Origin of the sequence: Clostridium sp. UBA7791, assembly GCF_002480755.1 — a bacterium.
GTDB lineage: Bacteria > Bacillota > Clostridia > Clostridiales > Clostridiaceae > Clostridium_J > Clostridium_J sulfidigenes.
In genome coordinates this window covers 1,511,988-1,535,063 of sequence record NZ_DLCT01000005.1, presented here as the reverse complement: position 1 = coordinate 1,535,063, position 23,076 = coordinate 1,511,988, and the positions used below count along the sequence as shown (strand labels likewise).

At 30.8% G+C, this 23,076-nt stretch carries 21 protein-coding genes and 1 pseudogene; 20 read left to right on the top strand and 2 right to left on the bottom strand.

What is annotated here, in order from left to right:
* The first annotated feature begins 13 nt into the window (after nucleotides 1-13).
* From B3Z56_RS12880 to B3Z56_RS12840, 9 genes are all read left to right on the top strand, one after another.
* A complete protein-coding gene (locus B3Z56_RS12880) occupies nucleotides 14-742 on the top strand; it encodes a DUF2812 domain-containing protein (RefSeq protein WP_346878937.1) in 729 nt (242 codons plus the stop codon).
* Nucleotides 743-978: 236 nt separating this feature from the next.
* Nucleotides 979-1,425, top strand: a complete 447-nt coding sequence (locus tag B3Z56_RS12875) for a GNAT family N-acetyltransferase (protein WP_346878936.1) — start codon at nucleotides 979-981, stop codon at nucleotides 1,423-1,425.
* A 244-nt stretch (nucleotides 1,426-1,669) separates the two neighbouring features.
* The gene (locus B3Z56_RS12870) at nucleotides 1,670-2,368 is read left to right on the top strand and encodes a GNAT family N-acetyltransferase (RefSeq protein WP_346878935.1); all 699 of its coding nucleotides are present in this window, start codon (nucleotides 1,670-1,672) and stop codon (nucleotides 2,366-2,368) included.
* Between the two features lie 180 nt (nucleotides 2,369-2,548).
* Nucleotides 2,549-2,911, top strand: a complete 363-nt coding sequence (locus B3Z56_RS12865) for a VOC family protein (RefSeq protein WP_346878934.1) — start codon at nucleotides 2,549-2,551, stop codon at nucleotides 2,909-2,911.
* A 590-nt stretch (nucleotides 2,912-3,501) separates the two neighbouring features.
* A complete protein-coding gene (locus B3Z56_RS12860; protein WP_346878933.1) occupies nucleotides 3,502-4,257 on the top strand; it encodes a PHP domain-containing protein in 756 nt (251 codons plus the stop codon).
* A 157-nt stretch (nucleotides 4,258-4,414) separates the two neighbouring features.
* Nucleotides 4,415-4,927 (top strand): DUF3189 family protein, encoded by a 513-nt coding sequence (locus B3Z56_RS12855; RefSeq protein WP_312496019.1) that lies wholly within the window; start codon nucleotides 4,415-4,417, stop codon nucleotides 4,925-4,927.
* A gap of 213 nt (nucleotides 4,928-5,140) precedes the next feature.
* Complete coding sequence (locus B3Z56_RS12850; protein ID WP_312496017.1) at nucleotides 5,141-6,076, top strand: AraC family transcriptional regulator; 936 nt, start codon at nucleotides 5,141-5,143, stop codon at nucleotides 6,074-6,076.
* A gap of 90 nt (nucleotides 6,077-6,166) precedes the next feature.
* Entirely contained in the window at nucleotides 6,167-8,455 is a 2,289-nt protein-coding gene (locus B3Z56_RS12845; protein WP_346878932.1) for an excinuclease ABC subunit UvrA, read from the top strand.
* A gap of 5 nt (nucleotides 8,456-8,460) precedes the next feature.
* Nucleotides 8,461-9,441 carry a serine hydrolase domain-containing protein gene (locus B3Z56_RS12840; RefSeq protein WP_346878972.1) on the top strand — a complete coding sequence of 327 codons (981 nt, stop codon included), beginning with the start codon at nucleotides 8,461-8,463 and terminating at the stop codon, nucleotides 9,439-9,441.
* Nucleotides 9,442-9,629: 188 nt separating this feature from the next.
* Here the strand turns inward: B3Z56_RS12840 and B3Z56_RS12835 are convergent, their stop codons facing one another.
* Together B3Z56_RS12835 and B3Z56_RS12830 are read right to left on the bottom strand one after the other, a co-directional pair.
* Entirely contained in the window at nucleotides 9,630-10,217 is a 588-nt protein-coding gene (locus B3Z56_RS12835; RefSeq protein WP_346878931.1) for a flavodoxin family protein, read from the bottom strand.
* Nucleotides 10,184-11,416 (bottom strand): glycosyltransferase, encoded by a 1,233-nt coding sequence (locus tag B3Z56_RS12830; RefSeq protein ID WP_346878930.1) that lies wholly within the window; start codon nucleotides 11,414-11,416, stop codon nucleotides 10,184-10,186. The genes B3Z56_RS12835 and B3Z56_RS12830 overlap by 34 nt, the downstream gene beginning before the upstream one ends.
* Before the next feature lie 125 nt (nucleotides 11,417-11,541).
* Here B3Z56_RS12830 and B3Z56_RS12825 point away from each other — a divergent pair, with 125 nt between their 5' ends.
* From B3Z56_RS12825 to B3Z56_RS12775, 11 genes and pseudogenes are all read left to right on the top strand, one after another.
* A complete protein-coding gene (locus tag B3Z56_RS12825; protein WP_346878929.1) occupies nucleotides 11,542-12,111 on the top strand; it encodes a TetR/AcrR family transcriptional regulator in 570 nt (189 codons plus the stop codon).
* Nucleotides 12,112-12,466: 355 nt separating this feature from the next.
* The gene (locus B3Z56_RS12820) at nucleotides 12,467-12,694 is read left to right on the top strand and encodes a hypothetical protein (protein ID WP_346878928.1); all 228 of its coding nucleotides are present in this window, start codon (nucleotides 12,467-12,469) and stop codon (nucleotides 12,692-12,694) included.
* 673 nt (nucleotides 12,695-13,367) lie between these two features.
* On the top strand, nucleotides 13,368-14,219 hold the full coding sequence (locus B3Z56_RS12815; protein ID WP_346878927.1) for a MerR family transcriptional regulator: 852 nt from the start codon (nucleotides 13,368-13,370) through the stop codon (nucleotides 14,217-14,219).
* 127 nt (nucleotides 14,220-14,346) lie between these two features.
* Nucleotides 14,347-14,919, top strand: coding sequence for a hypothetical protein (locus tag B3Z56_RS12810; RefSeq protein ID WP_346878926.1), 573 nt, complete (start codon nucleotides 14,347-14,349; stop codon nucleotides 14,917-14,919).
* 606 nt (nucleotides 14,920-15,525) lie between these two features.
* A pseudogene (locus B3Z56_RS12805) lies at nucleotides 15,526-16,103 on the top strand (class I SAM-dependent methyltransferase).
* Nucleotides 16,075-16,752 (top strand): response regulator transcription factor, encoded by a 678-nt coding sequence (locus B3Z56_RS12800; protein WP_346878925.1) that lies wholly within the window; start codon nucleotides 16,075-16,077, stop codon nucleotides 16,750-16,752. Before B3Z56_RS12805 ends, B3Z56_RS12800 begins: the two are co-directional and overlap by 29 nt.
* Nucleotides 16,749-17,831, top strand: a complete 1,083-nt coding sequence (locus tag B3Z56_RS12795; protein ID WP_346878924.1) for a HAMP domain-containing sensor histidine kinase — start codon at nucleotides 16,749-16,751, stop codon at nucleotides 17,829-17,831. Before B3Z56_RS12800 ends, B3Z56_RS12795 begins: the two co-directional genes overlap by 4 nt.
* 645 nt (nucleotides 17,832-18,476) lie before the next feature.
* On the top strand, nucleotides 18,477-18,968 hold the full coding sequence (locus tag B3Z56_RS12790; RefSeq protein ID WP_346878923.1) for a hypothetical protein: 492 nt from the start codon (nucleotides 18,477-18,479) through the stop codon (nucleotides 18,966-18,968).
* Between the two features lie 231 nt (nucleotides 18,969-19,199).
* Complete coding sequence (locus B3Z56_RS12785) at nucleotides 19,200-19,409, top strand: hypothetical protein (RefSeq protein WP_346878922.1); 210 nt, start codon at nucleotides 19,200-19,202, stop codon at nucleotides 19,407-19,409.
* Between the two features lie 85 nt (nucleotides 19,410-19,494).
* Complete coding sequence (locus B3Z56_RS12780) at nucleotides 19,495-22,416, top strand: AAA domain-containing protein (protein WP_346878921.1); 2,922 nt, start codon at nucleotides 19,495-19,497, stop codon at nucleotides 22,414-22,416.
* 59 nt (nucleotides 22,417-22,475) lie between these two features.
* The gene (locus B3Z56_RS12775) at nucleotides 22,476-23,012 is read left to right on the top strand and encodes an NERD domain-containing protein (RefSeq protein WP_346878920.1); all 537 of its coding nucleotides are present in this window, start codon (nucleotides 22,476-22,478) and stop codon (nucleotides 23,010-23,012) included.
* The last annotated feature ends 64 nt before the right edge of the window (nucleotides 23,013-23,076 follow it).

Here is a 23,076-nt window from a genome sequence, read left to right as displayed (position 1 = left end):
AAGGGGGATATTTTTGAAAAGTAAATATGTAATGATTAATGGGTTTGCATTTAGTGAAGAAAGTGATATGGAAAAATTAAAAGAATATGCAAGGCAAGGTTGGATATTAGAAGATATAGTAGGAGGGTTTTTCTATAAACTAAGAAAAGATAAATCTCAAGATATAATATATAACTTAGATTACCAAACAGAGGCAAATGAAGAATACTTCACTATATTTAAAGAAGCAGGATGGAATTGTATTGTTTCTATAGAAAATTATATGCACATTTTTTCAGCGCAAGCTGGAACTAAACCTATTTATAGTGATTGTGAATCAGAAATAGATAAATATACAAGTATAAGAAATCAAACAAGAAAAGGGACTTTATATTCTTTAATACTAGCTATAGCTCTAATGGGGTTGTTAGTTGTTTCTTTAGTTGCCATTAAACCTATATTTTTGATTATTGTTGGATTGTTGATAATTGATATATTTGTATTTGTCTTTAATTTTATGCCTTATTTAGCATATAGCTCTAGAATTAAGCAAATAAAAAAATATGGTACGTGTAATTGTAAAGCAATAGATAATAAAAGTTCATGGATATTAGATGCAATTTCAGGGGTTCTATGGTTGGCAATAGGAATATGGCATTTAACCGGGAAACTATATTTTTCTGCAGCATTTTTTATAATTTTTGGTGCTTTTTTTATTTTTTCAAGTTTAGTCTACTTTAAGAAATATAAAAAGTCTTTATAAATTATATAAAGTATGGGTAGAAGTATTTTTTAGGAACAGTAGAATTTCAGAATTCTACTGTTTTTTATATAGTTATAGGTAAACAAAGGAAAAATATACTTTATATGGTATAAGTTTATTGAGCAGTGGAAAGTGAGGTGGTACAATAAGGATATTGTTAATTAAATTTAAATAATAAGGATCATGTAAAATAATATTCAATTTAGGAATAGTATTAAAGGTGAGTGAGATAGGAAATGCTTATAAGAAGGTATGAACCATCATATTGTAAAGATTTAGCGGAACTGTTTTATAATACAGTACATTCCATTAATGCAAAAGACTATACAGAAGAACAGTTGAATGTATGGGCAACAGGTGCTGTAGATTTAGAGAAATGGAATAAATCCTTATTAGAAAATTTTACAGTTATTGCTATTGAAAATAATATTATAGTTGGTTTTGGAGATATAGATAAGAGTGGATATTTAGATAGATTATATGTTCATAAGGACTACCAAAATAAAGGGATTGCTACTGCGATTTGTGATGTGCTGGAAAAGGCATTTGATGTAGATAAGATTAGTACACAGGCATCAATTACTGCAAAGTATTTCTTTGAAAAACGAGGATATAAGGTTGTAAAAGAACAGAAAGTAGAAAGAAAAGGTGTTTTACTAACAAACTATGTTATGGAGAGGTAGTGCAATTCTAGTTTATTTAATGAAAATATATAAAAAACCCCACTTTAAGTAGATATGGAGAACTGTACCACAAGAAAATGCAATTTAAACCCCCGGGAATTTATATGGCTTGGCTAAGGCTATTTTTAAAGCTGGAAATACCATACTAAAAATAATGTTATATTTACAAAATATGTTACAATTAAATAAGTAAGAAATTTTTTAGTGACAGGCAAATAGTATTTTGTAGAGGAGATTTTAAATTATGGATAATGTTCAGAAAGTAATTAATTATTATATTACAAATTATAATCTGGAATATAATATATTTGATGATGGAAAAAATGTATTCATGGAAAGCGATGTAGAAATTTTTAGTATGATTTCATTTGGAAAATCAATGCTTTTTATTGGAAGAAGAGATTTAATTAACTGGGCAAAAGAAAATTTTATAGATACTTTAGCAGAAGATATTATTGATGGTAAAAATCTTCATAGGATTGAATGCAAACTAAGGGAAAATGATTTATGTCTTGCAGGTGAACATTTGAGATTCCTTTATAGTAAAAGTGAAGATATTATTTGCCCAGATAATGTAGTTCTTAAGAAAATAGAAAAAGAAAATATGAGTGAGTTTTACATAAGATATCCTGGATTTGAAAATGCATTAAACTATGAAAAGGATGAAATTGCAATTGCAGCTTTTATTGAGGGAACTGTGGTAGCCGTAGCTGGTGCAGACAATTACCATGATCCACTATGGCAAATAGGTATAGATACAATTAAGGAATATAGGGGACAAGGATTAGCAAAATTGGTTATTCAACAATTAACAAAGGAGATATTGAAGCTAGATAAAATACCATATTATACAACGTGGAGTGCGAACCTTGCTTCAATGAGAACTGCTTTAGCCACAGGATTTTATCCAGCATGGGTAGAATATTTTGCAGAAAAATATTAATTTTAACCAATATACTTTAGGTAACTTCATAGAACTTCAAAATGGTAACGAAGTTTGGGATGGTCCTATTCATAGATTTAGTAATAAATAAGTACAAATAGAGCAGTAGGGCAATTCTTGCATTACATATTTCACTATGAGATAATTATTAAAGATTACACAAAGGAAAGGGGATATATTATGCATATTCAGCATGTAACCTTAATGGTTAACGACTTAGAAGAATCTATTAAATTTTATGAGACAATTACAGAACTAACTGTTTCCCGACGCTTTAAAGCAGGAGATGGAGAGCTTGCATTTCTGACAAATGGCAAGGGAGAAACTGAGATTGAACTTGTTTGTATGCCACAGGGTCAGAAGTTTGAAGGAAAGGGTATGTTCATTTGCTTTAAAACAGATAAACTAGATGAAATGCATGATCTTGTGCAGGACAGAGGTCTTAATCCTTCTGCCATCCAAAACCCTGGTGATGGAACTCGCTATTTTTATGTATATGATCCAAATGGGGTATCAGTACAGTTACGAGTTTTTCCAGAGTAATTTTCAAAAGCATTTGACTTACTGTAGTATACGGTTGAGTTAATTCACTTTTTTTATTATTAGAAAAGATAGAAAAAATTAATGGAGATTTGTTTGATATAGAGTCCATAGAGGAGTTAAAGAAGTATATTTAATTAGGGATATATTCCCTATAAAACTAAGTAATTAGAAAGACCTATTAACAGTAGAACTTCAAAATTCTGCTGTTTTTTTATGTAGTTATGCCTTAAACAAAGGTATATTTATTGTACATAGAACTAGTTAAATCCTAATGTACCAGCAATTTTATTTAAAATCACAACACCAGAAAAGGGAGCTAAATAAAGTAACTAAATTTTGGACAGATGTATCAGAATGGTTTTAATCAATGGTATGGGGTATGGGTTATTGGGTAATAGGAGATATTAAAAGTATATAGGGTGAAATTTATGATAATTAAGAATGAACCGTACCATAAATAATGAAGTTTTTTTTATGGTAAAAAACAAATACTATGCAGAAGTAATGATATATATTGTTTGTGTAGATTTGTGATATATGATAAGAATTATCCAATAATATGGGCAAAATAAAACTATGGAGGAGATAAAATGAGTTTTAAGATTATTGCAGACTATCATACTCATACTAATATTGCAAAGGGGCATATTCCCTTATTTAATATTATTTTTGGAGAACATGCAAAAGGAAGTATTGAATCAAATGTTAAAACTGGAATAAAAAAAGGATTAAAAGAAATAGCAATAACAGACCATGGTTATAGGCATAGTATCTACGGGATGAAACTAAATCAATATAAAGAAGTACGTAAAGTAATTGATGATTTTAATAAGAGTTCATTATTGAAGGAGAATGACTTTAAGATTCTTCTTGGTATAGAATGTAATATTGTTACTAAAAAGGGGGATATAGATATTAAAGATGAAATAATTGATTACCTGGACATAATTTGTGTGGGTTATCATCCTGGAGCGGTACAAAATCCACTTTTATTGAGAAATTATACAGAAGCTGCGATTAGTGCTATTAAAAAATATGAAATTACAATATTAAATCATCCATTAGAGCATGTTAATCCAGATGTTATTGAAATTGGAAAGGTAGCTATTGAAAGAAATACTGCTTTAGAAATTAACAGATCTCATAAGAATATGGATATTGAAACAATAAAAAAGTTAAAGAACATGGGCGTCAAATTTTCATTAGGAAGTGATGCACACAAATCAGAAGATGTAGGGGATTTTGGTAAAGCATATAATATTGCAGCTGAGGCAGGTCTTACAGATGATGATATCATTAATGCTGATGGAGATGCACATAAATTAATGAAATTATTAAGAGCTTAAGTTTGGTAGTGGTAACGGATTGTAACATATTTATTTTATGTATAAAGAATTGGGGAACTTGGATAAAATATGTTCAAAGAATGTTTAATATAAATGTTTATTGCATATACTACAATTATTAAAATAAAGTAAAAAAAGAAGAAATTAGGTGATTTAAATGATATACATATATAATTGTTATGGAGGAACCCACTCGTCTATTCTAGCAATTGCTTATCACTTAAAAATGCTGGATGAAACTCGAGAACCAACTAAGGATGAAATATTGAAATTACCTAACTTTAATAAGTTAGTATATGGAAATCGTGGAGAACTTTTTTATTATGGAAGTGATGAAGATGGAAATAAAGTCTATGTTGTAGGTAGAGGACGTTCAAAGGTTTTAATTCCAGGATTATATAATTTAACTTCTATGCTTCATAAAGAAAAGCTATTAGATGAGAAAATTATATTTTCTAATACATCACCAACGGTTCCATTACCAATGACCTTTGGCGGATTACTTTCTAGGTGGCTAAAAATTGATTTTCTAGGAGTACCCTTGCTTGTAAAGGGAGCAAAACAATCATATAAGAACGTTATAAAACTTGTAAATCACACAAAGCAGGCATCAAAGGAAGATAAGTCAGAGGTTATTATTTTAGATAATAAGGAATTTAAGAAAAAATAATTTTTAACTGTTATCGGGGTTATATATTAAATTCAAGCCAATGATATAAAAAGTATCATTGGCTTGTGTTATAACTATTTCTATTTGTACTGGAGATTATTTATATTAGCGTAACGTGGTATGAAAGCAGTTCAAAGCAACTCTTCTGAGGGTGGGTTGAAAAGATTTATTAAATACCTTATCCTATATTTATCAAGAACAGGAGGGTATCATATGCCAGATCAGAAGTGTCAAGATGAATACATACGAAAAATTCATAAGGTGCAGGACTATATTGAAGGTCATTTAGGGCAATCACTGTCTATTGAGGAACTTTCCAGTGCTGCTGGGTTTTCAAAATATCATTTCAGCCGGATATTTCAGGGCATATTAAACGAGCCTTTAGTCCATTATGTGAACCGGATTCGCATGGAGAATGCACTTTTTTTGCTTGCACACCGGGCAGATAAAAATATTACGGATATTTCCTATGAACTTGGATATACTGATTCAGCCGTATTTTCCCGGGCATTTAAGAATTATTATGGCACTAGTCCAAGAGAATACCGGAATGAATATAGCAAGAATTGCAAAGATTCTTTTTTACTGTCAGAGTATAATAAGGACACAGTGAAGAAAGAATGGGCAGACAATCTGCTTCCTGTCACAGGGAAGATTACCATAGCAAATTTAGAGGAAAAACAGGTGGCTTATGTGAGACATATAGGTACCTATGACACATTAGCAAAGAAGTATGTCAATCTTATTCAGATTTTATTTGATCATGCAAAGAAGCAGCATCTTCTTGTGAAGGGTCAAAACTGGGTGATTGCCATGTATCATGATAATCCGGAATTCGGAGAGGAGAATCAATTCCGTACCAGCCTGTGTCTCACGGTGCCAGAGGATATACGAGTTCAGGAAGACGGTATTCTTGGGAGGATGAAACTAGAAGGCGGACTGTATGCGGTGGGACATTTTCAGATTCAGCAGGAACAGTATAGCGATGCTTGGAATTACATGTATCAACAGTGGATAACCAGCAGTGGTTATGTTCCAAGAAACTCATATCCATTCGAAGTGTATCGAAACGAACCTTATGCCAATGGAAGTCCTATCCATGAGGTAGATATATACGTTCCTATTGAGCCAATGAATTATGTGAAGTAATCTACGATTTAGGCAATTAGGGTTGACATCTACCTTCCCATAGAGCCCATTCATTTCTAAGATGCTGCAGATCTATTCAGAGGTGAGCATATGGAAGAAATCAAGATTCAAGGAGCACGAATCCATAATCTAAAAAATATTAATCTAGCGATTCCAAAGCATCAACTAGTGGTCATTACCGGGATCAGTGGTTCCGGTAAGTCCAGTCTTGCATTTGATATCCTGTTTGAAGAAGGCAAGAACAAGTATCTAAGGTCCATTGGAATTCTGACTGGACTTGATAACGAGGACAGATTCGATACTATGGAAGGAATCGGCCCAACGGTGGCGGTATGCCAAAATACAATAAGGCAGAGCAATCCCCGTTCTACAGTTGGCTCAAAGACTGGAATTCTAAACCAGTTAGCCATGTTATATACCAGTGACGGAAAGGCTATGGATGAGCATAGTGGACATCTCTCCCTAGGCTTCTTTCTATATACAACGGCCGATGGTATGTGTATTAGCTGCCAGGGCAGAGGTTCTTATTATGATATTAATCTGGAGAAGTTGATTCAAGATAAAACAACAACCTTATTGGAGGTCTATGAGAGTCTGCAGGTAACAGCTGGTTTCTTACGAATTTTAAAGAAGAAATACGGCGTATATTTTGCAACTCCATTCTGGGAACTTCCAGAAGATATCAGTAATGAAGTCATCTATGGGACATATGATAATGGCAAGCAAAGCTACTGTCTGGAGCGTATACTAAGAAATGCGTATGAAAAGGGCGAGGATGTGGAGGAAGTTTATTTAAAGACCCTTTGTCCAGATTGTCATGGACAGCGAATCGGCGAAGAAGCAAGAGAAGTCTTCCTTCATGGAAAGCGCATTGGTGAACTGGGACAGATGACACTGACAGGTCTTCTTGATTTCCTAAAGGAAATACCGGAGGAAGAATTATCTCATTTTGGTAAGAACCTGGTAAAGAATTTAGTGGAAAAATTGAAGCATCTGATTCAGTTTCGCTTAGGACATCTGACTCTTTACAGGGAGATGTCTTCTTTAAGCGGTGGTGAGGTACAGCGAATCTTTCTCCATCTCCATTTGGAGTCTAAACTGAATTCTCTGATTTATGTCTTTGATGAACCCATGGCAGGATTACATTCATCTGAGAAGGAAAGCATGATCGAAGCGGTAAAGGAATTAAGAGACATTGGTAATACAGTGATTATGGTGGAGCATGATAGAGAGATGATTCGTCATGCCGACCATATTATTGAGATTGGTCCAAAAGCAGGCATAGAAGGTGGAAGGGTTGTCTACCAGGGAAATTATGAAGGATATGAAAATGTAAATACTATGCTTAGTCAGTATCTTTCAGGCAAATGTTTGATGCCGGAAAGGACGGTTAGAAAGCATGCCTTTGATAAGGAAGACTGTCTAATCTTAGAGCATGCAAATACCCATTATTTAAAGGACTTAACTGTAGCATTTCCACTTCATGTCATGGTTGGTATTGCTGGATTGTCCGGAAGTGGGAAGAGTTCACTCATTGAGGAGACGCTTTTGAAACGTCTTGTTAGTGCCAGAAAATATGGTATTGCAACTGATATAGCAGGAGTAGAACTGATTAGTGGCTTTGCAAAGATATCTCAGGAGCCTATTGGAAGAAATTCCAGTTCTACGCCAGTCTCTTATATTGGTATCTGGGATAAAATCAGGGAACTTTTTGCAAAACAGCCTGAAGCAAAAATAAGAAACATGAGCGGTGGACATTTTTCGTTTTATTCTAAAGGGGCATGTCCAGACTGTGGTGGTAGTGGTTATGAAAGAATCTTTCTGACCTCCAATTTTTCCGTAGATAAGCTTTGCCAGATGTGTCATGGCAAGCGGTTCCATGAAGAAAGTCTTTCTGTAGACTATAAAGGAAAAAACATTGCCGATGTGTTAGAGATGAGCGTTACCAAAGCCATTTCATTCTTTGCAGATCAGAATAGCATTGTGAGACCACTACGTATTCTAGATCAAATGGGCATGGGGTACTTAGCCCTTGGTCAACCATCTTCTTCTTTAAGTGGTGGTGAGGCACAGAGAGTGAAGCTTGCCAAAGAGTTAGGACGGCATCGAAAGGGCAATATACTATATGTGTTAGATGAACCAACCACTGGACTTAGCTTGTATGATACGGCATTGTTATTAAAACTATTAGATCAACTCGTTGTAAATGGCAATTCGGTGATTGTAATTGAACACAATGTAGAGGTCTTAAAGAGCTGTGACTATATTATTGAACTTGGTCCGGAAGGTGGGGACAAGGGCGGTGAGATTATTGCCAAAGGAATACCAGAGCAACTGAAAGATAATCCAAATTCCAGAACAGGAGGGTATCTTATATGAATCATATAAATCAAAGAAAAAAGATATGGTTAGAAAAGATAATAAACAGTAGCTATAACAATATTACTGGCATAATTGTATTAAAAAACGGTGAAACATTATATGAAAATTACTATAATGGATGTGCCGCTAATAACACCAGCCATGTTTTTTCAGTGACAAAAAGTATTATTTCCATATTGATTGGTATTGCTATAGATAAAGGGTACATCAAAAGTATTAACCAGAAAGTATTGGATTTTTTCCCGGATTACACAGTTAAAAGAGGAGAAAAAACGATACAGAGTGTTACCATTAAGGACATGCTGACTATGACAGCCCCATATAAATGTAAGTCAGAACCATATGCGAAGGTTTTCGCAAGCGATAACTGGATAAAAGCTGGGCTTGATTTATTAGGAGGAAAGAGGCAGAATGGAGAGTTTAGGTATTCTCCTATTGTAGGAACACATATTTTATCAGGAATTCTTGTAAAAGCAACAGGACAATCAGTACTTAATTTTGCAAGAGAAAATTTGTTTTCGCCATTGGAAATTAATGTTGAACACAATGTGGTATTACCAAATAAAGAAGAACATCTTGCCTTTCCCAAAGATAAAAATGTTAGCGGTTGGGTTGTTGACCCTGAAGGTATAAATACAGCAGGCTGGGGTCTTACCTTAACCCCAATGGATATGGCAAAAATAGGTCAATTGTACTTAAGTAATGGAATATGGAAAGATAAACAAATTATACCGGCGTGGTGGATAGATGAGAGTATAAAGGAGCATAGCCGAGGAGGAAAGCTGTCCTATGGCTATCTGTGGTGGATTATTGATGATAAAGAACATATATATGCAGCTTTGGGACAGGGAGGAAATGCGATTTATGTTAATACAAAGAAAAAAATGGTAGTTTCTATTGCTTCTATTTTAAAGCCATATGCGAAGGATAGTTTAAAACTTATTAAAGATTATATTGAACCAATATTTGAGAATTGTGTATAGTATATATTAATTTATCAGTGAGATTATGAGGCTAATCCGAAGTTTTACAAATTCCAATTTGTGCAGGTGAAGATACTCAAAGGGATAGGATAGGCTTAAAAGCCTATCTTTTTTTCATGAAAAATATAATTAAAACTTGAACTTTAAATAATATTACTTATATTGTATATGGAGAAATCTAAATTTTTTTATATATTTTTTCCAATGGAAATTAGTTTTGATTGAAGTTTTACATCATTTTTAACCTTATCAATAGTAGTACAGCCATGAATTATAATATTTCTGTTATTAACTAATCCCATTGCTTTTAAAGATTTACCTGTACTTTTAATATATTTTGAAAAAATAAAAGGTATAGGTGCACCATATGTACAAAGCATTATAACATTTCGTTTTCCAAAACGTGGTTTATGGTATTTGTCGGTAAGTGGATAACACCTATCGAGAAAGGTTTTTGTGTATCCGTTAACTTGGTTAATATAAATTGGCGATGATATTATCACAGTATCAGCAGTTTTAATATTTTCAAAAATCTCAGTGAAATCATCTTTCAAAACGCATACACCACCATTTTCTACACATTTTCTGCAACCTAAACAGTTTTTTATGTTAATTTTACAAAGCTCATATTTTAAACATATTGCTCCGTTTTCTTTTGCGCCTTTAAGTATTCTATCCAAAGCAAATGCACCATTTCCATTAATATGGGGGCTACCTAAAATTGCTACAATTTTATGCATATTTAATTTACCATCCTTACAATTAAATCTGCACAATGCTTTGCTCCATTTTCACTTGCAATATTTTTACCCAACTGTTTTGCATTTTGTGTGACTTTGTCAGATAAAGCATAGTTTATTGATTCTACAAGCTTTTTTGCTGATAGCTGTTTTTTGTATATAGGTTTTGCTCCTACTCCAATGTCATAACTACGATGTGCCCATGCAAATTGGTCGTTGGAAAATGGAATAATAATAGACGGCACGCCTGCAGCAAAGCCAGCTGCTGTTGTACCTGATCCACCGTGGTGACAGACAGCCAAGCATTTTGGAAATAGCCATGTATGGGGGATGCTGTCTATTGTAAATATATTTTCAGGTAAGTTCTTAACATTACCCATACCATAAATAATTCCACGCTTATTTGTTTTTGATAAAGCCTCTTTTACATAAGATATAAACCTATCTTTATCTTTTTCGTTAAATACAGAACCAAATCCAAAATAAATAGGTTTTTCACCCTTTGATAAAAACTCCACAAGTTCTTTTGGTGGAGTATATTCATCATTTTCTTGAGTAAACCAATAGCCAAATTGATAAACATTTTTATTCCAGTCTCCTGGACGTGGAAAAACATAATTAGAACAACAAACAATAGATGGATTTTTTTCATCTACTCGTTCAAAAGGACAATCAAAATTTTCTGGTAGTTTACCGAATTTTTCTTTCCAATAAAGCATAACGCCTGTTTTAGATGCCATCCATAACATCCCCTGTAGCATTTTGTAAGACAGAGAAATAGGCATTTTAGTTTTCCCATAAGCGATAATTGATGGCACTTTAGAAGTTTTCAGCATAGGAAAAGGAGATGCCATAACAGATGGTATCCCCATTTGTTGTGCAGCGAAATAGCCAATAGTGCAACCAGGATGATATACAATAACGTCACTACCAACACATGACTCATACATTTCATCAACCATCATTTTCGAATATTTTTTCATTTTGTTAAAGGTAAAAAGCATTTTAAGTGGATTTGTTGAACTTTGAGCAGCATCTAGAAGCTTAGGATCAATATCTACAGATTTATAATCTGCTGCAAGTGGAAAATGTTCTATTCCATAACTTGTAATAAAATCTCCAAAGCTTTTACCTGCTGCAATTCGTACATCTTCCCCCTGTTTTTTTAACTTAATAGCCAGAGCAATATATGGCTGAATATCTCCACGAGAACCACTACATAAAATCGTAATCATTATTGCCTCCTAAAATCCATTTGATTTGCACAACAGCTTGTTGTATGATTTTAGTGTATTCTACATATAAAAATTATTCAACCGACAATATCGATCAATATGTCGGATTTTATAAAGGAGCAGTTATGGCAAAATATAAAGAAATATCTACCCAAACAAGACAAAACCTTATAGACGCTTTTTGGGAGCTTTATTGTGAGAAGCGTATTGAGAAAATAACAGTCCGTGAAATAACCACAAAAGCAGGATACAATCGAAGCACTTTTTACGAGTATTTTAATGACGTTTATGATGTTCTTGAGCAGATTGAAGAATCTCTTTTACCAAACATTGAAGACATGCCACCACTTTTACCAACAATGGGCAATGAATCGGTACCTATAGATTCATTTATAAAGCTCTATTCAAGTAGTAGTAAGTATTATACTGTGCTTTTAGGGGATAATGGAGACCCTGCTTTTGCAGGTAAGATTAAAAATGGTATAAAAGCAAAACTATTGGAGCAACTAGAAACAAGTGAGAGCAATATGGAAATTGATTATACCCTTGAGTATATGTTATCTGCTATGATTGGCATATTAACCTATTGGTTTAAAAATAATGAAAATATCTCAAAAGAAGATTTAGTTAAGTTAATGTATGAGCTTATGAACAGTGAAGGTATAAATAAATTGGTTATGAAATTAAAAGTGTAATTATTATTACATTGGAAAATGATTATAAAGAGCTTGATGTAATGTAAACACGGAGATATAAAGATGGGAAATAAAAAGCTAAAAGCCTTAAAAGCAGAAACTCAAACTTAAGGGGAAATAAATAATCAAGAAGATACACAAAGTACAAATGAAAGTGAAATAATAATAGATATTCCAACACCGTATATTCCAACGTGGATAGAGAACCCATATTTCAATTAATGTTGTGCTTACTTAGAATCATTAGAGGGTTAAGGAAGTATCTTTAATTAAGGATATATTTACTATGAACCTCAATAATTAGGAACACATAGAAACAGTAGAATTTCAGAATTCTGCTGTTTTATTTAGAATTATGGCAAAATCATTGGGTAAGTCAATTAGCATTAATGAAAACTGTATTGGTTGTGGAATGTGTGAAAAAATTGTCCCCCAAAAAATAAAATTTAAAGATAAGAAGTATTTTAACAAGTGTATTATGTGTACATGTTGCATTCACAACTGTCCGGTTAATGCAATTAGCTATAAAGGTAAGCAAATTGAACAGTATAGAGTATATTATGACATAAAGTTTGATTCTTAAAAACGTGATTGAAATTCTAAAAATAATATTAATGTAGATAAAAAGTATTATGTTTAAAATGCAAGTATACATGGATGACGGGTATAAGTTGGCAGTAAATATTGATAAAAAATACTTCGTTACAGTAAATCAAGATAAATTGATAGGATTGTGTTATAAATAAGTAAAGGATGTTAGAGTAATATCTTTACAAATAATAGCAGCTTTCTATGATAAAATAAATATATCATAGAAAGTTGTTTTTGGATTAATCACATCTTTCATAAAAGATGTCAAAACATTAGATTAAACCGGTTGAAACTATAAGGCTTTCGTGTAACTAACCAAGATGAATTGTAGTAAGTGCAGATGGAATCAATTACAAAATATTCTCATTGTAGGTACAAATATGATAAGTGTTGGAATTGATATATCTAAAGGTTATGGAGTTTTGAATAAGTAATAGGAGATATTAAAAGTATATAGGGTGAAATTTAGGATAATAAAGAGTGAACCGTACCATAAGTAATAGCGGTTCTTACTAAAACTTAATAATTAAAAGTAAGATATAATTCAAAAGATGGCTGTACCTACCAAAGGCTTAGATAATTTATATAATGTGTAGTTTTCTATTGACTCAATCGTTACGTCGTACTTTATAATGGCTATAATAAACCACTATGGAGGTAAAAATATGAGTGAACTTATTAAAATACGTGAAATGTCACTGAAATATGATATTTCTGCACGGGCATTGAAGTATTACGAAGACATGGGGCTGATAGCCAGCACCCGAAGTGAAGATTACGCATACAGAATGTATGACGGGAATGCCGTAAAAAGGCTGGAACAGATACTGATTTTGCGTAAACTGAACATAAGCATAAAAGATATCCAGCGTATATTTAACGCGCCGGATTCTAAGGTAGTACTTGAGGTTCTTGGGAACAAAGTCAACGGCATTGACGAAGATGTGTCACTTTTGCACGAGTTGAAGTCAATCGTTTTGGAATTTATCGAGCAAATCAAAAAAGCCGATTTTTCCAAGGATGCGAATGTGAAGTTGCTTTACGAAAAAGCTCAAGAGATTGAAGGACAGCTTGTAAATGTTAATTACAACGGCAACCCAGCGAATGTGAACCGTTTGCTAGAAATAACCGAAAAGCTTGACAAGAAAATCCCGGACGTGATGATTGTGAGGGTGCCGAAATTCTTGGCACTGACATCGAAGTATCAAAACTTCGGTGAATTGTTCAATGAAGACTGTTTAATGTTTTGGATTGGCAGGCATAGTAATTTTAAAAAAAACGTTATCTTTGACTGCGCGGATTTTTTGTGCAGAAGAAACGATGGAAAATTCAGATGGTTATATGGTGTACATGATAGTGTCAAAGAAGTTGATACTGCGACCTATGAAGTCATCGAGTTTGAAGGCGGCTTGTACGCTTCTGCGGTATGCATTGACGGTGATGATGACAGCATTAAGAAAGTTGAAAATAAAATCCTCAAATGGTTGGAGGGAACGAATTTTATAATTGATAGATAACGTGACATCATGGGAAACATGACCTATAATGACGATGAAATAAAAAGAGGCCTTGGCTATGAACAGCTACAAAGATATGTTCCTATAAAACTAAAGGAAGAAAAGATAGGTTTGGAGGCTTAATAAATTGAAAACTATGTTAAGCATTATGAAAAAGCGAAAAAATGGTATTTCTGAAGATATATTGCCTATATTTGAAAGCGTTGTGCAAACATACGGAGGGAATCAGTGCGATAATAGGTTTATGGAAGCTATGAGTGAACATCTCACCGAGGAGCAACGTTTTAAGCTCTGGGAACAACACGGAGGTTGTCAGGGTACCGGGCACGATAAAGTCCGTAAAGCCTTTGCGTTAGAACACGCAGATAAGCCTCTTGCTGTAAGATTAGAATTATATTTAATCACTTTTGTAGGGAATTATACCGGAAAGACACGCAACATCGTTTTGAACGAAGAAAAGAATACTATAACGATAACATTTGCCTGTGACGAGTGTTACAGACATACGCTTAAAGGAAAACTTACAGCGCCGTTTGCCTTATATTATGAGAGTTGTGCGGGAGGGCGCATGTATGTTTTAGAAAAATCGCTGGGAATAAAACTCAAAATTAATTCAATGGACATCCCCAAGCTTGGAGTAAGCAAAGAAACCCCTTGTATTTATACATTTGATATAGTGGAAAATCAGGGCGATATTTAAAAAAGTTTTCGATTGGTTTGATGAAGTTGGGGACGAAGATAATCCGAACTCAATCGTTTTGCGTATCTCCCTCACAGAGGGTACCATTACTGACAACCAAGAAAAATACAGTGAACGTCAGTATGAAATTGATTTTATCAATAAAACGGCGAAATAAATCCGTAAAAAACAAGTAGTTTTTAACTTGAGAGCCTAAAACACCACTACTTAATTGTTAATATCTTCTAACTTAGTTTTCTGAAACCTAACATTAAACAGTGGTGTTAGTTTATTGTTGGGTTTTTTGCGTATTTGCAAGATATTTAAAAAAGTTTAGTCTATTGCATGACATAAGCCTATGATGAAATTGCAATAATGGAAAAACATCACTTACTGCTGATACGGTGAGTCTTATCATAAATAAGTGAGGTTTAAAAACATTTACCTATATGTATTATGAATAAAATAATGTGATAAAAAATAAGATTTTCTAATTAAGATAATCTTATTTTTTTACAATAGGCTATTCTCACTTAAATATTAAGAAATCTTAATATTTTTATATAGTGTTACTTAAACATTTATTTCTATAATTAATAAAAATAAATGTTGGAGGTAATGCTTAAAATGTTTGTATTAGAATATATTAAAAATCCTAGATTTGTGGGAGCAATTGCTCCCAGTAGTAAATACTTAGCAGATAAAATGGTAAATTCTATTAATTTTAAAAAAGCTAAGTGTATAGTGGAATTTGGACCAGGGACAGGAGTATTTACAGAGAAAATTCTTTCAAGAATTAAAGAAGATGCACTAGTTATATTAGTAGAAATTAATAAAGAGTTTTATAATATTTTAAGAGGAATATACGGACATAAAAAAATGTAATAATTATAAATGATAGTGCTGAAAATATTGATATAATACTTAAAGAACATTCTATAGAAAATGTGGATTATATTTTATCAGGACTTCCATTTGCATCATTACCAAAGGAAGTTTCAAAGAATGTATTGAATAAAACATGTAAAATACTAAAAGGAGAATCAGAGTTTATAACATTTCAATATTCACTCTTTAGATTAAACTTTTTTAGAGAGTTTTTTCATGATATTAACTATAAAAAAGTAATAAGAAATTTACCACCTGCTTATGTTTTAAAATGTAAAGGAGGAAAAGATGAGCAAAAATATATTAGTAGTAGATGATGATAAAGATATTAGAGAACTTATAACTGTTTATATGCAAACAGAAGAATTTTATGTTGATAAGGCTTGCAATGGTGAAGAAGCTCTAAAACTAATTGAAGGAAAAAATTATGATTTAGTTATCCTAGATATTATGATGCCAAAGCTTGATGGATTACAAGTTTTAATTGAGATTAGAAAAAAATATTCAATGCCTGTAATTTTTCTAACTGCAAAGAATGAAGAAATAGATATGATAAAAGGACTTGCTTTAGGGGCAGATGATTATATATTTAAACCTTTTAGTTCTATGGAGTTAATAGCACGTGTTAAATCACAATTAAGAAGATATACAGTATTTAATAATTCGGAGAGAAATATAATAACAATAGGAGATTTAGTCTTAGATACAGAAATGTATAGGGTAATGATATCTGGTAAAGAAGTAAGTTTAACGCCTACAGAATACAAGATACTAGAGCTTTTATGTAAAAATAGAAACATAGTTTTCAGTGTTGAGCAGATATATGAAAACATTTGGAGAAATAAATATGCTGTGGGAGATACATCTATAATAGTTCATATAACCAAGTTAAGACAAAAAATAGAAAAGGACCCTAAAAACCCAGAATATATAAAGACAGTTTGGGGAGTTGGATATAAAATATGAAAAAGATAAAAGCTAAAAGTTTAACGGTTAAAGCTTTAGTTGCAATATTAATTTCTTTTATTATATCAAGTATCTTTATGATACTAGGTAATAATTTTATTAAGAAACTCTTAATGAATAGGAGTAAATACAGTCCTATAGATTTTGTTCAAAAATATAATTTCATAACATTAGGTATAATAATAATTCCTATACTAGCTTTCATTATTACTTTTATAACTTTGATAAGAAAAAGGATTAGTTATTTAAAATATATAATAGATTCAGTTTCAGAAATTGAAAAGGAGCAATTTTTATCAAAGCTAAATATTGTAGGTAATGATGAATTTGCAGAATTGGCAACAAGTATTAATACAATGTCGCAAAGATTAGAAGAAAAGTTCAATAAAGAAAAGGAAATTGAAGATTCAAAATATGAATTAATAACATCAGTATCACATGATTTAAAAACACCACTAACCTCTATTGTAGGTTATTTAGAGGTATTAAATAATAAAAAAGTTGATGAGGATGTTAAGGATGAGTATATTAAAATTGCCTATAATAAAAGTTTAAGGCTTAAAGTATTAATTAATGAATTATTTGAGTACACAAGATTGACTAGCAATGATATAAAAATTGAGAAAGTTAGATTTAATATATCAAATTTAATTAATCAAATTGTAGGAGAAAGTATTTTATCTTTTTCAGAAAGAGGAATTGAAGTAAATTTAGAAAATCCATATAAAGAATTATATTGTGATATAAATGTGAGATTAATCTCAAGAGTTTTTGAGAACTTGGTTAAAAATGCTGAGAAATATAGCGACAATAATTCAATATTTAGAGTAATTGTTGAAGAAAATGAGCAAAATATTACTATGCATTTTATAAATAAATGTGGAAAAATAACTCAAAATGATTTAGGTAAAATATTTGAAAAGTTTTATAGGGTAGATGAAGCGAGAAGTAGTGAAAATGAAGGTTCTGGATTAGGATTAACTATAGCTAAAAGGATAATAGAGTTACATGACGGAGAAATAATTGTAGAAAAGAATAAGGAAAATATAAAATTTAAGATTATAATAAATAAAACATAGTAAATTGACTATGCTTTATTTACTAAGAAAAATTAACATATATATTAATTATTAAAAGTTAAAATTTTATTATAGTATTACTAAGGTAGATGTTAAGAATGAGTATATTAGAAACTATGTTTAGCAAGTATGGAATGGTTATATTTGTTTTAACAATAAGTATTTATGCATTTTACTTTTTTAAAAAATCAATAAGTGATTTAATAGTAAAATAAAAAAAATTAGGAAAATATAATTGTGGAACATAATCTAAAAGTAAAAAGTAAATTTAATTTTAAAATATCAAAATTTTTAGTATTTTTATTGTTTTAATGATACTATGTGCATTATGGAATATAAAAGATAATTTGTTGGGATATAAATTTTAATACATATTAATTAAATATAAAGAAAAGTCAATTTTGATTTATTTTTTTGTATGTTTTCTACAACCCATAGTATTACCGTTACCAGAACCTATTACAATAATGGCTGGTAGTTTGGTATTTGGAAGATTCAATGGAACAATAATATGATTCTTAGGAACTACATTGGGGATAATAAGGATGTTTTTATTTTCTATGTATGCTAGAAAGAAGTTCATAGAAAATATAATAAGTTATGAAAAATTGGAGGAGTTTAATATTTTATTAAAACAAAATATTTTTGTCATTAATTCCGGAGTTAATTATAAAAGCCTATATTCCCCTAAATGATATAAAAAAACTAAGTGAAAGGGCTTTAAGAAGAAATAAACAAAGTATGGGTCAAAATTATACTTTGAAATGTAGTAAATGCGACTATGAAAAGACTTTTAACACAGGAATAGGTTTTCTATTTATGGAGATTAAGGAACAAGTAGCAAAGTATATAGTAGATGGTAAATACGGTAAAGAAATGCGAAGTTTTATAGATGAGTATACCACGGCAGAAAGTTATGTTAGAAGAGAAATATACCACTGTAAAAACTGTAATAATTTATCAGAAGAACTACAGATAAAGGCTTATACAAAAGCCAACTTTTATGGAAAAACATATAGATGTAGTATGTGCAAAAAAGATATTATGAAAGTTATAGATGATGATAAGGTTCATATGCTAAATTGTCCAAAATGTCATGAAATCTTAGAGATTGCAGAGGTAATGATGTGGGATTAAATTATAGATGTTTTATAAAATATTAGTGAAATAAAATAGATATACATTAATTAACTAGAAAAGTAAGAAACAGTAGAATTTCAGAATTCTGCTGTTTTTTTATGTAGTTATACATTAAACGAAGGAAATATATGCTTTAAATGGTACGAATTTATTGAGCAGTGGACAGCAAGGTGGTACAATAAGGATATTGTTGATTAAATTTAAATAATAGATATAAATTAACAAGTTATGAAGAAAAATATATTAGTTATTTTAACAGTAGCTACAATTATAGCTTTTACAGGCTGTGGAGATAAAATTGGTAATAATTTAGATGGCGAGAAAAAACAAGCTGAAGAAAAAGTAAATTTTGATTGTAATCCTGGAGTAGTATTATCATGTACTCCTAATAAAGGAGACTTAACAATCAAAGGACAAAGTTGTATTTTACTATTCTGATGGTGCCTTACTAAATTCTAAAGGTGAAATAATAACAAAACAAAAGGCCGATTGGCAAAAATAGAATAGAAAAGTTGGTGGAAAATTGAATAATAAAATAAAAGAGCTAACATCATATTTTAGAAGTGCAGTTACAGCACAAGTAAATAAGAAAATAGAATTTAAAGAAGATGAATATTACTATTTTACATTTAATGAATTAATTGATGGTAAAATTGATGAAAGTATTTTTGTAAATTTGTCCAAAGTAGATAAAGCAAATAAAGAAAAAGATAAAAATAACAATAAATATAAAGAAAGCATTAATGTGATAATTGTTGCAAAGACAATAAAAACAATTTTTGATTCTCAAGAGAAGATAAATAGTAATTTTGAAGATTTAACAGGAATATACTTTGTTCCAGCTATTTTAGAAAAAGATGGAACACTCCATTATAATGAGGGTAAATTTCCATGGATACCCAGAGAATTTCTTCAACCAATGATTGAAGCTGATTTATCAATGGGAGATTGTAAGGATTATGACACCTATATGAGTGAAAGTATTGGAAGAATACATAAAATAGAAGATTGGAAGGATTACATAGAGTTTACTAGTGATATATACGAAAATGTGACTAAAGTTAAATTTACAGAGTTTAATATTTTAGATGTTGAGTTAGATAAAAACATTTATATTTTAAAGGATACTACTATAAATGCTACATGGGCAATATTAAATTTATATGATGACATGATTAGTGAATGCAAAGAGTCCAAGCTCTATGAAAATTTTATTAATTTAGATCTTAATGAGATATCGCCACTTATATCAAATAATTTAGTGGAAATGAGTAAACATTGCGGTCAGATGTCAGGAGAATATCCATTATCACCTTCTCAAAGGGAGTGTATTAATCATTTTACAAACATGAAAGATGGAGAAATATTAGCAGTAAATGGACCACCAGGTACAGGTAAGACAACCTTACTTCAATCTGTAGTTGCTAATATGTATGTAGAGAGAGCCTTAAAAAAAGAAAAACCTCCACTTATAGTAGCTTCTTCTACAAACAATCAGGCAGTTACTAATATAATAGAATCCTTTGGGAAAATAGATGCTTTAGGATATGAAAATCTTGAAGAAAGATGGATAGAAGGAGTTAACAGTTTTGCTGTTTATTTTTCATCGGCTGAAAAAGCGAAAGATGCAAAAGTTACGGGATATCATTATACTAACATAAAAGGTGATAATTTTGTTTCCGATATTGAAAGTGAAGAGAATATATTAAAATCTAAGGATAAATTATTAAAAAATTATAATAAATACTTTGGTGATAATGCTTCAGAACTACAAGTATGTGAGGAAAAAATACATGCCTTGCTATGTAAAATTGATTTAGTTAGATACAATATTTTAGAGGTATTTAATAAGCTCAAGGTATATGAAATTAATGATAAAACTATAGAAGAATACTTAGAATATCTTGAAAATCAAATAAAAATCTTAAAAGACAATATATCTTTAAATTTGATAAGAGTTGAAGCCTGGAGAAAACACTTCAAGGAAATACCTTTGTTATATAAACTATTAAAGTTTCTCAAGAAGTATAAAATAAAAATAGAGGCAAGAAACAGAATGTTTATTGCAATTGAAGAAACATTTTTAGATGAATATATGACTTTAGATAAGATTGAGGAGAAATATAGTTATATAATCAAAGATTTAAAGGTGAAAATAAGTGAATTACAAAGAATATATAGAGAAGTAGAACAGATAAAAAAGCAGTATGATGACAATTTAAAATTATTAAATGATCTAGATATTGATATATTTAAAGGAGAGAAAAAGCACCCTGTTAATTTAGAGCAAACAAATGAAATAATGGATAAAACTCTTAGATATATTGAGTTCTGGTTAGCAGTTCATTACTATGAATGTCGATGGGCTAAAGGAGAAGATAGTCTAACTGTAAAGCAAAAAGGTATGCCGTATAAAAATGTTTTAGATAAGTTATATAATAGATTAAGCATGGTTACGCCATGCTATGTAATGACTTTTTATCAACTTCCTAAAAATTTTTTATCACAGGAGATAGGTGGTAAGCGTTTTTATCTTTATAATTATATAGATCTATTGATAGTGGATGAAGCTGGACAAGTTTCTCCTGAAATTGCAGCATGCTCTTTCTCATTAGCTAAAAAAGCTGTAGTTGTAGGTGATTCATATCAAATAGAGCCTGTTTGGAATGTTAGTAATGCTTTAGATAAGGCATTAGCTATAGAAAATGGAGTAGTAAAAAATGTAGAAGAATATAAAAAGATTGATATATTAGGCATTAACGCTTCAAATTCAAGTGTAATGAAGATGGCCTCAAAGAGTTGTAAATATATGAAGTTTGAAAATAGGGGATTATTTTTGAGTGAACATAGAAGATGTTATGATGAAATTATATCTTATTGCAATGACTTAGTATATGAAGGAAATCTTGAACCTATGCGCGGTAAAGGTAGCGTAGATGACAATTATAAGTTAACTAATCTACCCCAAATTGGATATAAACAGATTGAAACTGAATGTTCAAGTAAAAATGGAAGTAGCAGATATAATAAAAATGAAGCTATTGAAATAGCAAATTGGATTAATGAAAATTTCCAAATGATTAAAGAGGCATATCCCAATGAAGATACAAAAAATTTGTTAGGTGTAATTACGCCCTTTAAAGCACAGGTAAGTTGCATTAAAAATGAGATTAATAAGCGAATTCCAAAAGAAATGTGGAAAAATATAAATGTTGGAACAGTGCATACTTTCCAAGGAGCAGAAAGAAGAGTAATAATAATGTCTACAGTGTATGGTGGAAATGAAGGTTGTTATTTTATAGATGCAAGCAAAAGTATGTTAAATGTTGCTGTTTCTCGTTCAAAAGATAGTTTTTTAGTTTTTGGTAATATTAATAGTTTAAAAGATGATAGAAGAGAAGCAAGTGGATTGTTAAAGCAATATATTAGCAGCAATAAAATATAACATTAAAATCATTATTATATATAATATTCCTCCGTATAAATGCTTAGATAAAGCTAATAATGAATTATGGTGTTTTTGTAATTGAAACTAAAAACTATAAGGGAAGGATTATAGGGAATGAATTTGATGAATATTGGAAACAAAGAATTTATAGTTATAAGAAAGATATGTATAATCCAATAGGGCAGAATTACGGACATATACAAGCTTTAAAAAAGATACTAGGTGACTTCCCAGATGTGAATTACATTCCTATTGTAGTTTTCACTATTAATGCGGATTTAAAAGTTAAATGTAAAACAGATGTTATATATACAATAAATTTATTGAAGACAATTAAAAAATACAATAAACAGACATTAAGAGATTCTGTAAAAAAACAAATATACTCAAAGCTGATTTCTTTGAGTATTGATGGTAAAGAAAATAGAAAAGCCCATATAGCACAAAATCAGAATCGACTAATTGATAATAAGAATAAAATAAGTAATGATATATGTCCTAGGTGTGGAGGCAAGTTAGTTTTGAGAAAAGGTAAATATGGTGAGTTTAAAGGGTGCAGCAATTATCCTAAATGTAGATTTATTTTGAAATAGTCAGCTCAATACGATGTAGGAGAGCTAGCAATTTTATTAATTATATACTTGATATAGAGTATTT

What these genes read in the sequence shown, in the direction of transcription:
- B3Z56_RS12795 (WP_346878924.1), top strand. Translation starts at nt 16,749, where the DNA reads ATGAAAAAGATAAAAGCTAAAAGTTTAACGGTTAAAGCTTTAGTTGCA.
- B3Z56_RS12850 (WP_312496017.1), top strand. Translation starts at nt 5,141, where the DNA reads ATGCCAGATCAGAAGTGTCAAGATGAATACATACGAAAAATTCATAAG.
- B3Z56_RS12830 (WP_346878930.1), bottom strand. Translation starts at nt 11,416, where the DNA reads ATGATTACGATTTTATGTAGTGGTTCTCGTGGAGATATTCAGCCATAT.
- B3Z56_RS12865 (WP_346878934.1), top strand. Translation starts at nt 2,549, where the DNA reads ATGCATATTCAGCATGTAACCTTAATGGTTAACGACTTAGAAGAATCT.
- B3Z56_RS12845 (WP_346878932.1), top strand. Translation starts at nt 6,167, where the DNA reads ATGGAAGAAATCAAGATTCAAGGAGCACGAATCCATAATCTAAAAAAT.
- B3Z56_RS12855 (WP_312496019.1), top strand. Translation starts at nt 4,415, where the DNA reads ATGATATACATATATAATTGTTATGGAGGAACCCACTCGTCTATTCTA.
- B3Z56_RS12825 (WP_346878929.1), top strand. Translation starts at nt 11,542, where the DNA reads ATGGCAAAATATAAAGAAATATCTACCCAAACAAGACAAAACCTTATA.
- B3Z56_RS12785 (WP_346878922.1), top strand. Translation starts at nt 19,200, where the DNA reads ATGAAGAAAAATATATTAGTTATTTTAACAGTAGCTACAATTATAGCT.
- B3Z56_RS12815 (WP_346878927.1), top strand. Translation starts at nt 13,368, where the DNA reads ATGAGTGAACTTATTAAAATACGTGAAATGTCACTGAAATATGATATT.
- B3Z56_RS12775 (WP_346878920.1), top strand. Translation starts at nt 22,476, where the DNA reads ATGAATTATGGTGTTTTTGTAATTGAAACTAAAAACTATAAGGGAAGG.
- B3Z56_RS12860 (WP_346878933.1), top strand. Translation starts at nt 3,502, where the DNA reads ATGAGTTTTAAGATTATTGCAGACTATCATACTCATACTAATATTGCA.
- B3Z56_RS12870 (WP_346878935.1), top strand. Translation starts at nt 1,670, where the DNA reads ATGGATAATGTTCAGAAAGTAATTAATTATTATATTACAAATTATAAT.
- B3Z56_RS12875 (WP_346878936.1), top strand. Translation starts at nt 979, where the DNA reads ATGCTTATAAGAAGGTATGAACCATCATATTGTAAAGATTTAGCGGAA.
- B3Z56_RS12800 (WP_346878925.1), top strand. Translation starts at nt 16,075, where the DNA reads ATGAGCAAAAATATATTAGTAGTAGATGATGATAAAGATATTAGAGAA.
- B3Z56_RS12820 (WP_346878928.1), top strand. Translation starts at nt 12,467, where the DNA reads ATGGCAAAATCATTGGGTAAGTCAATTAGCATTAATGAAAACTGTATT.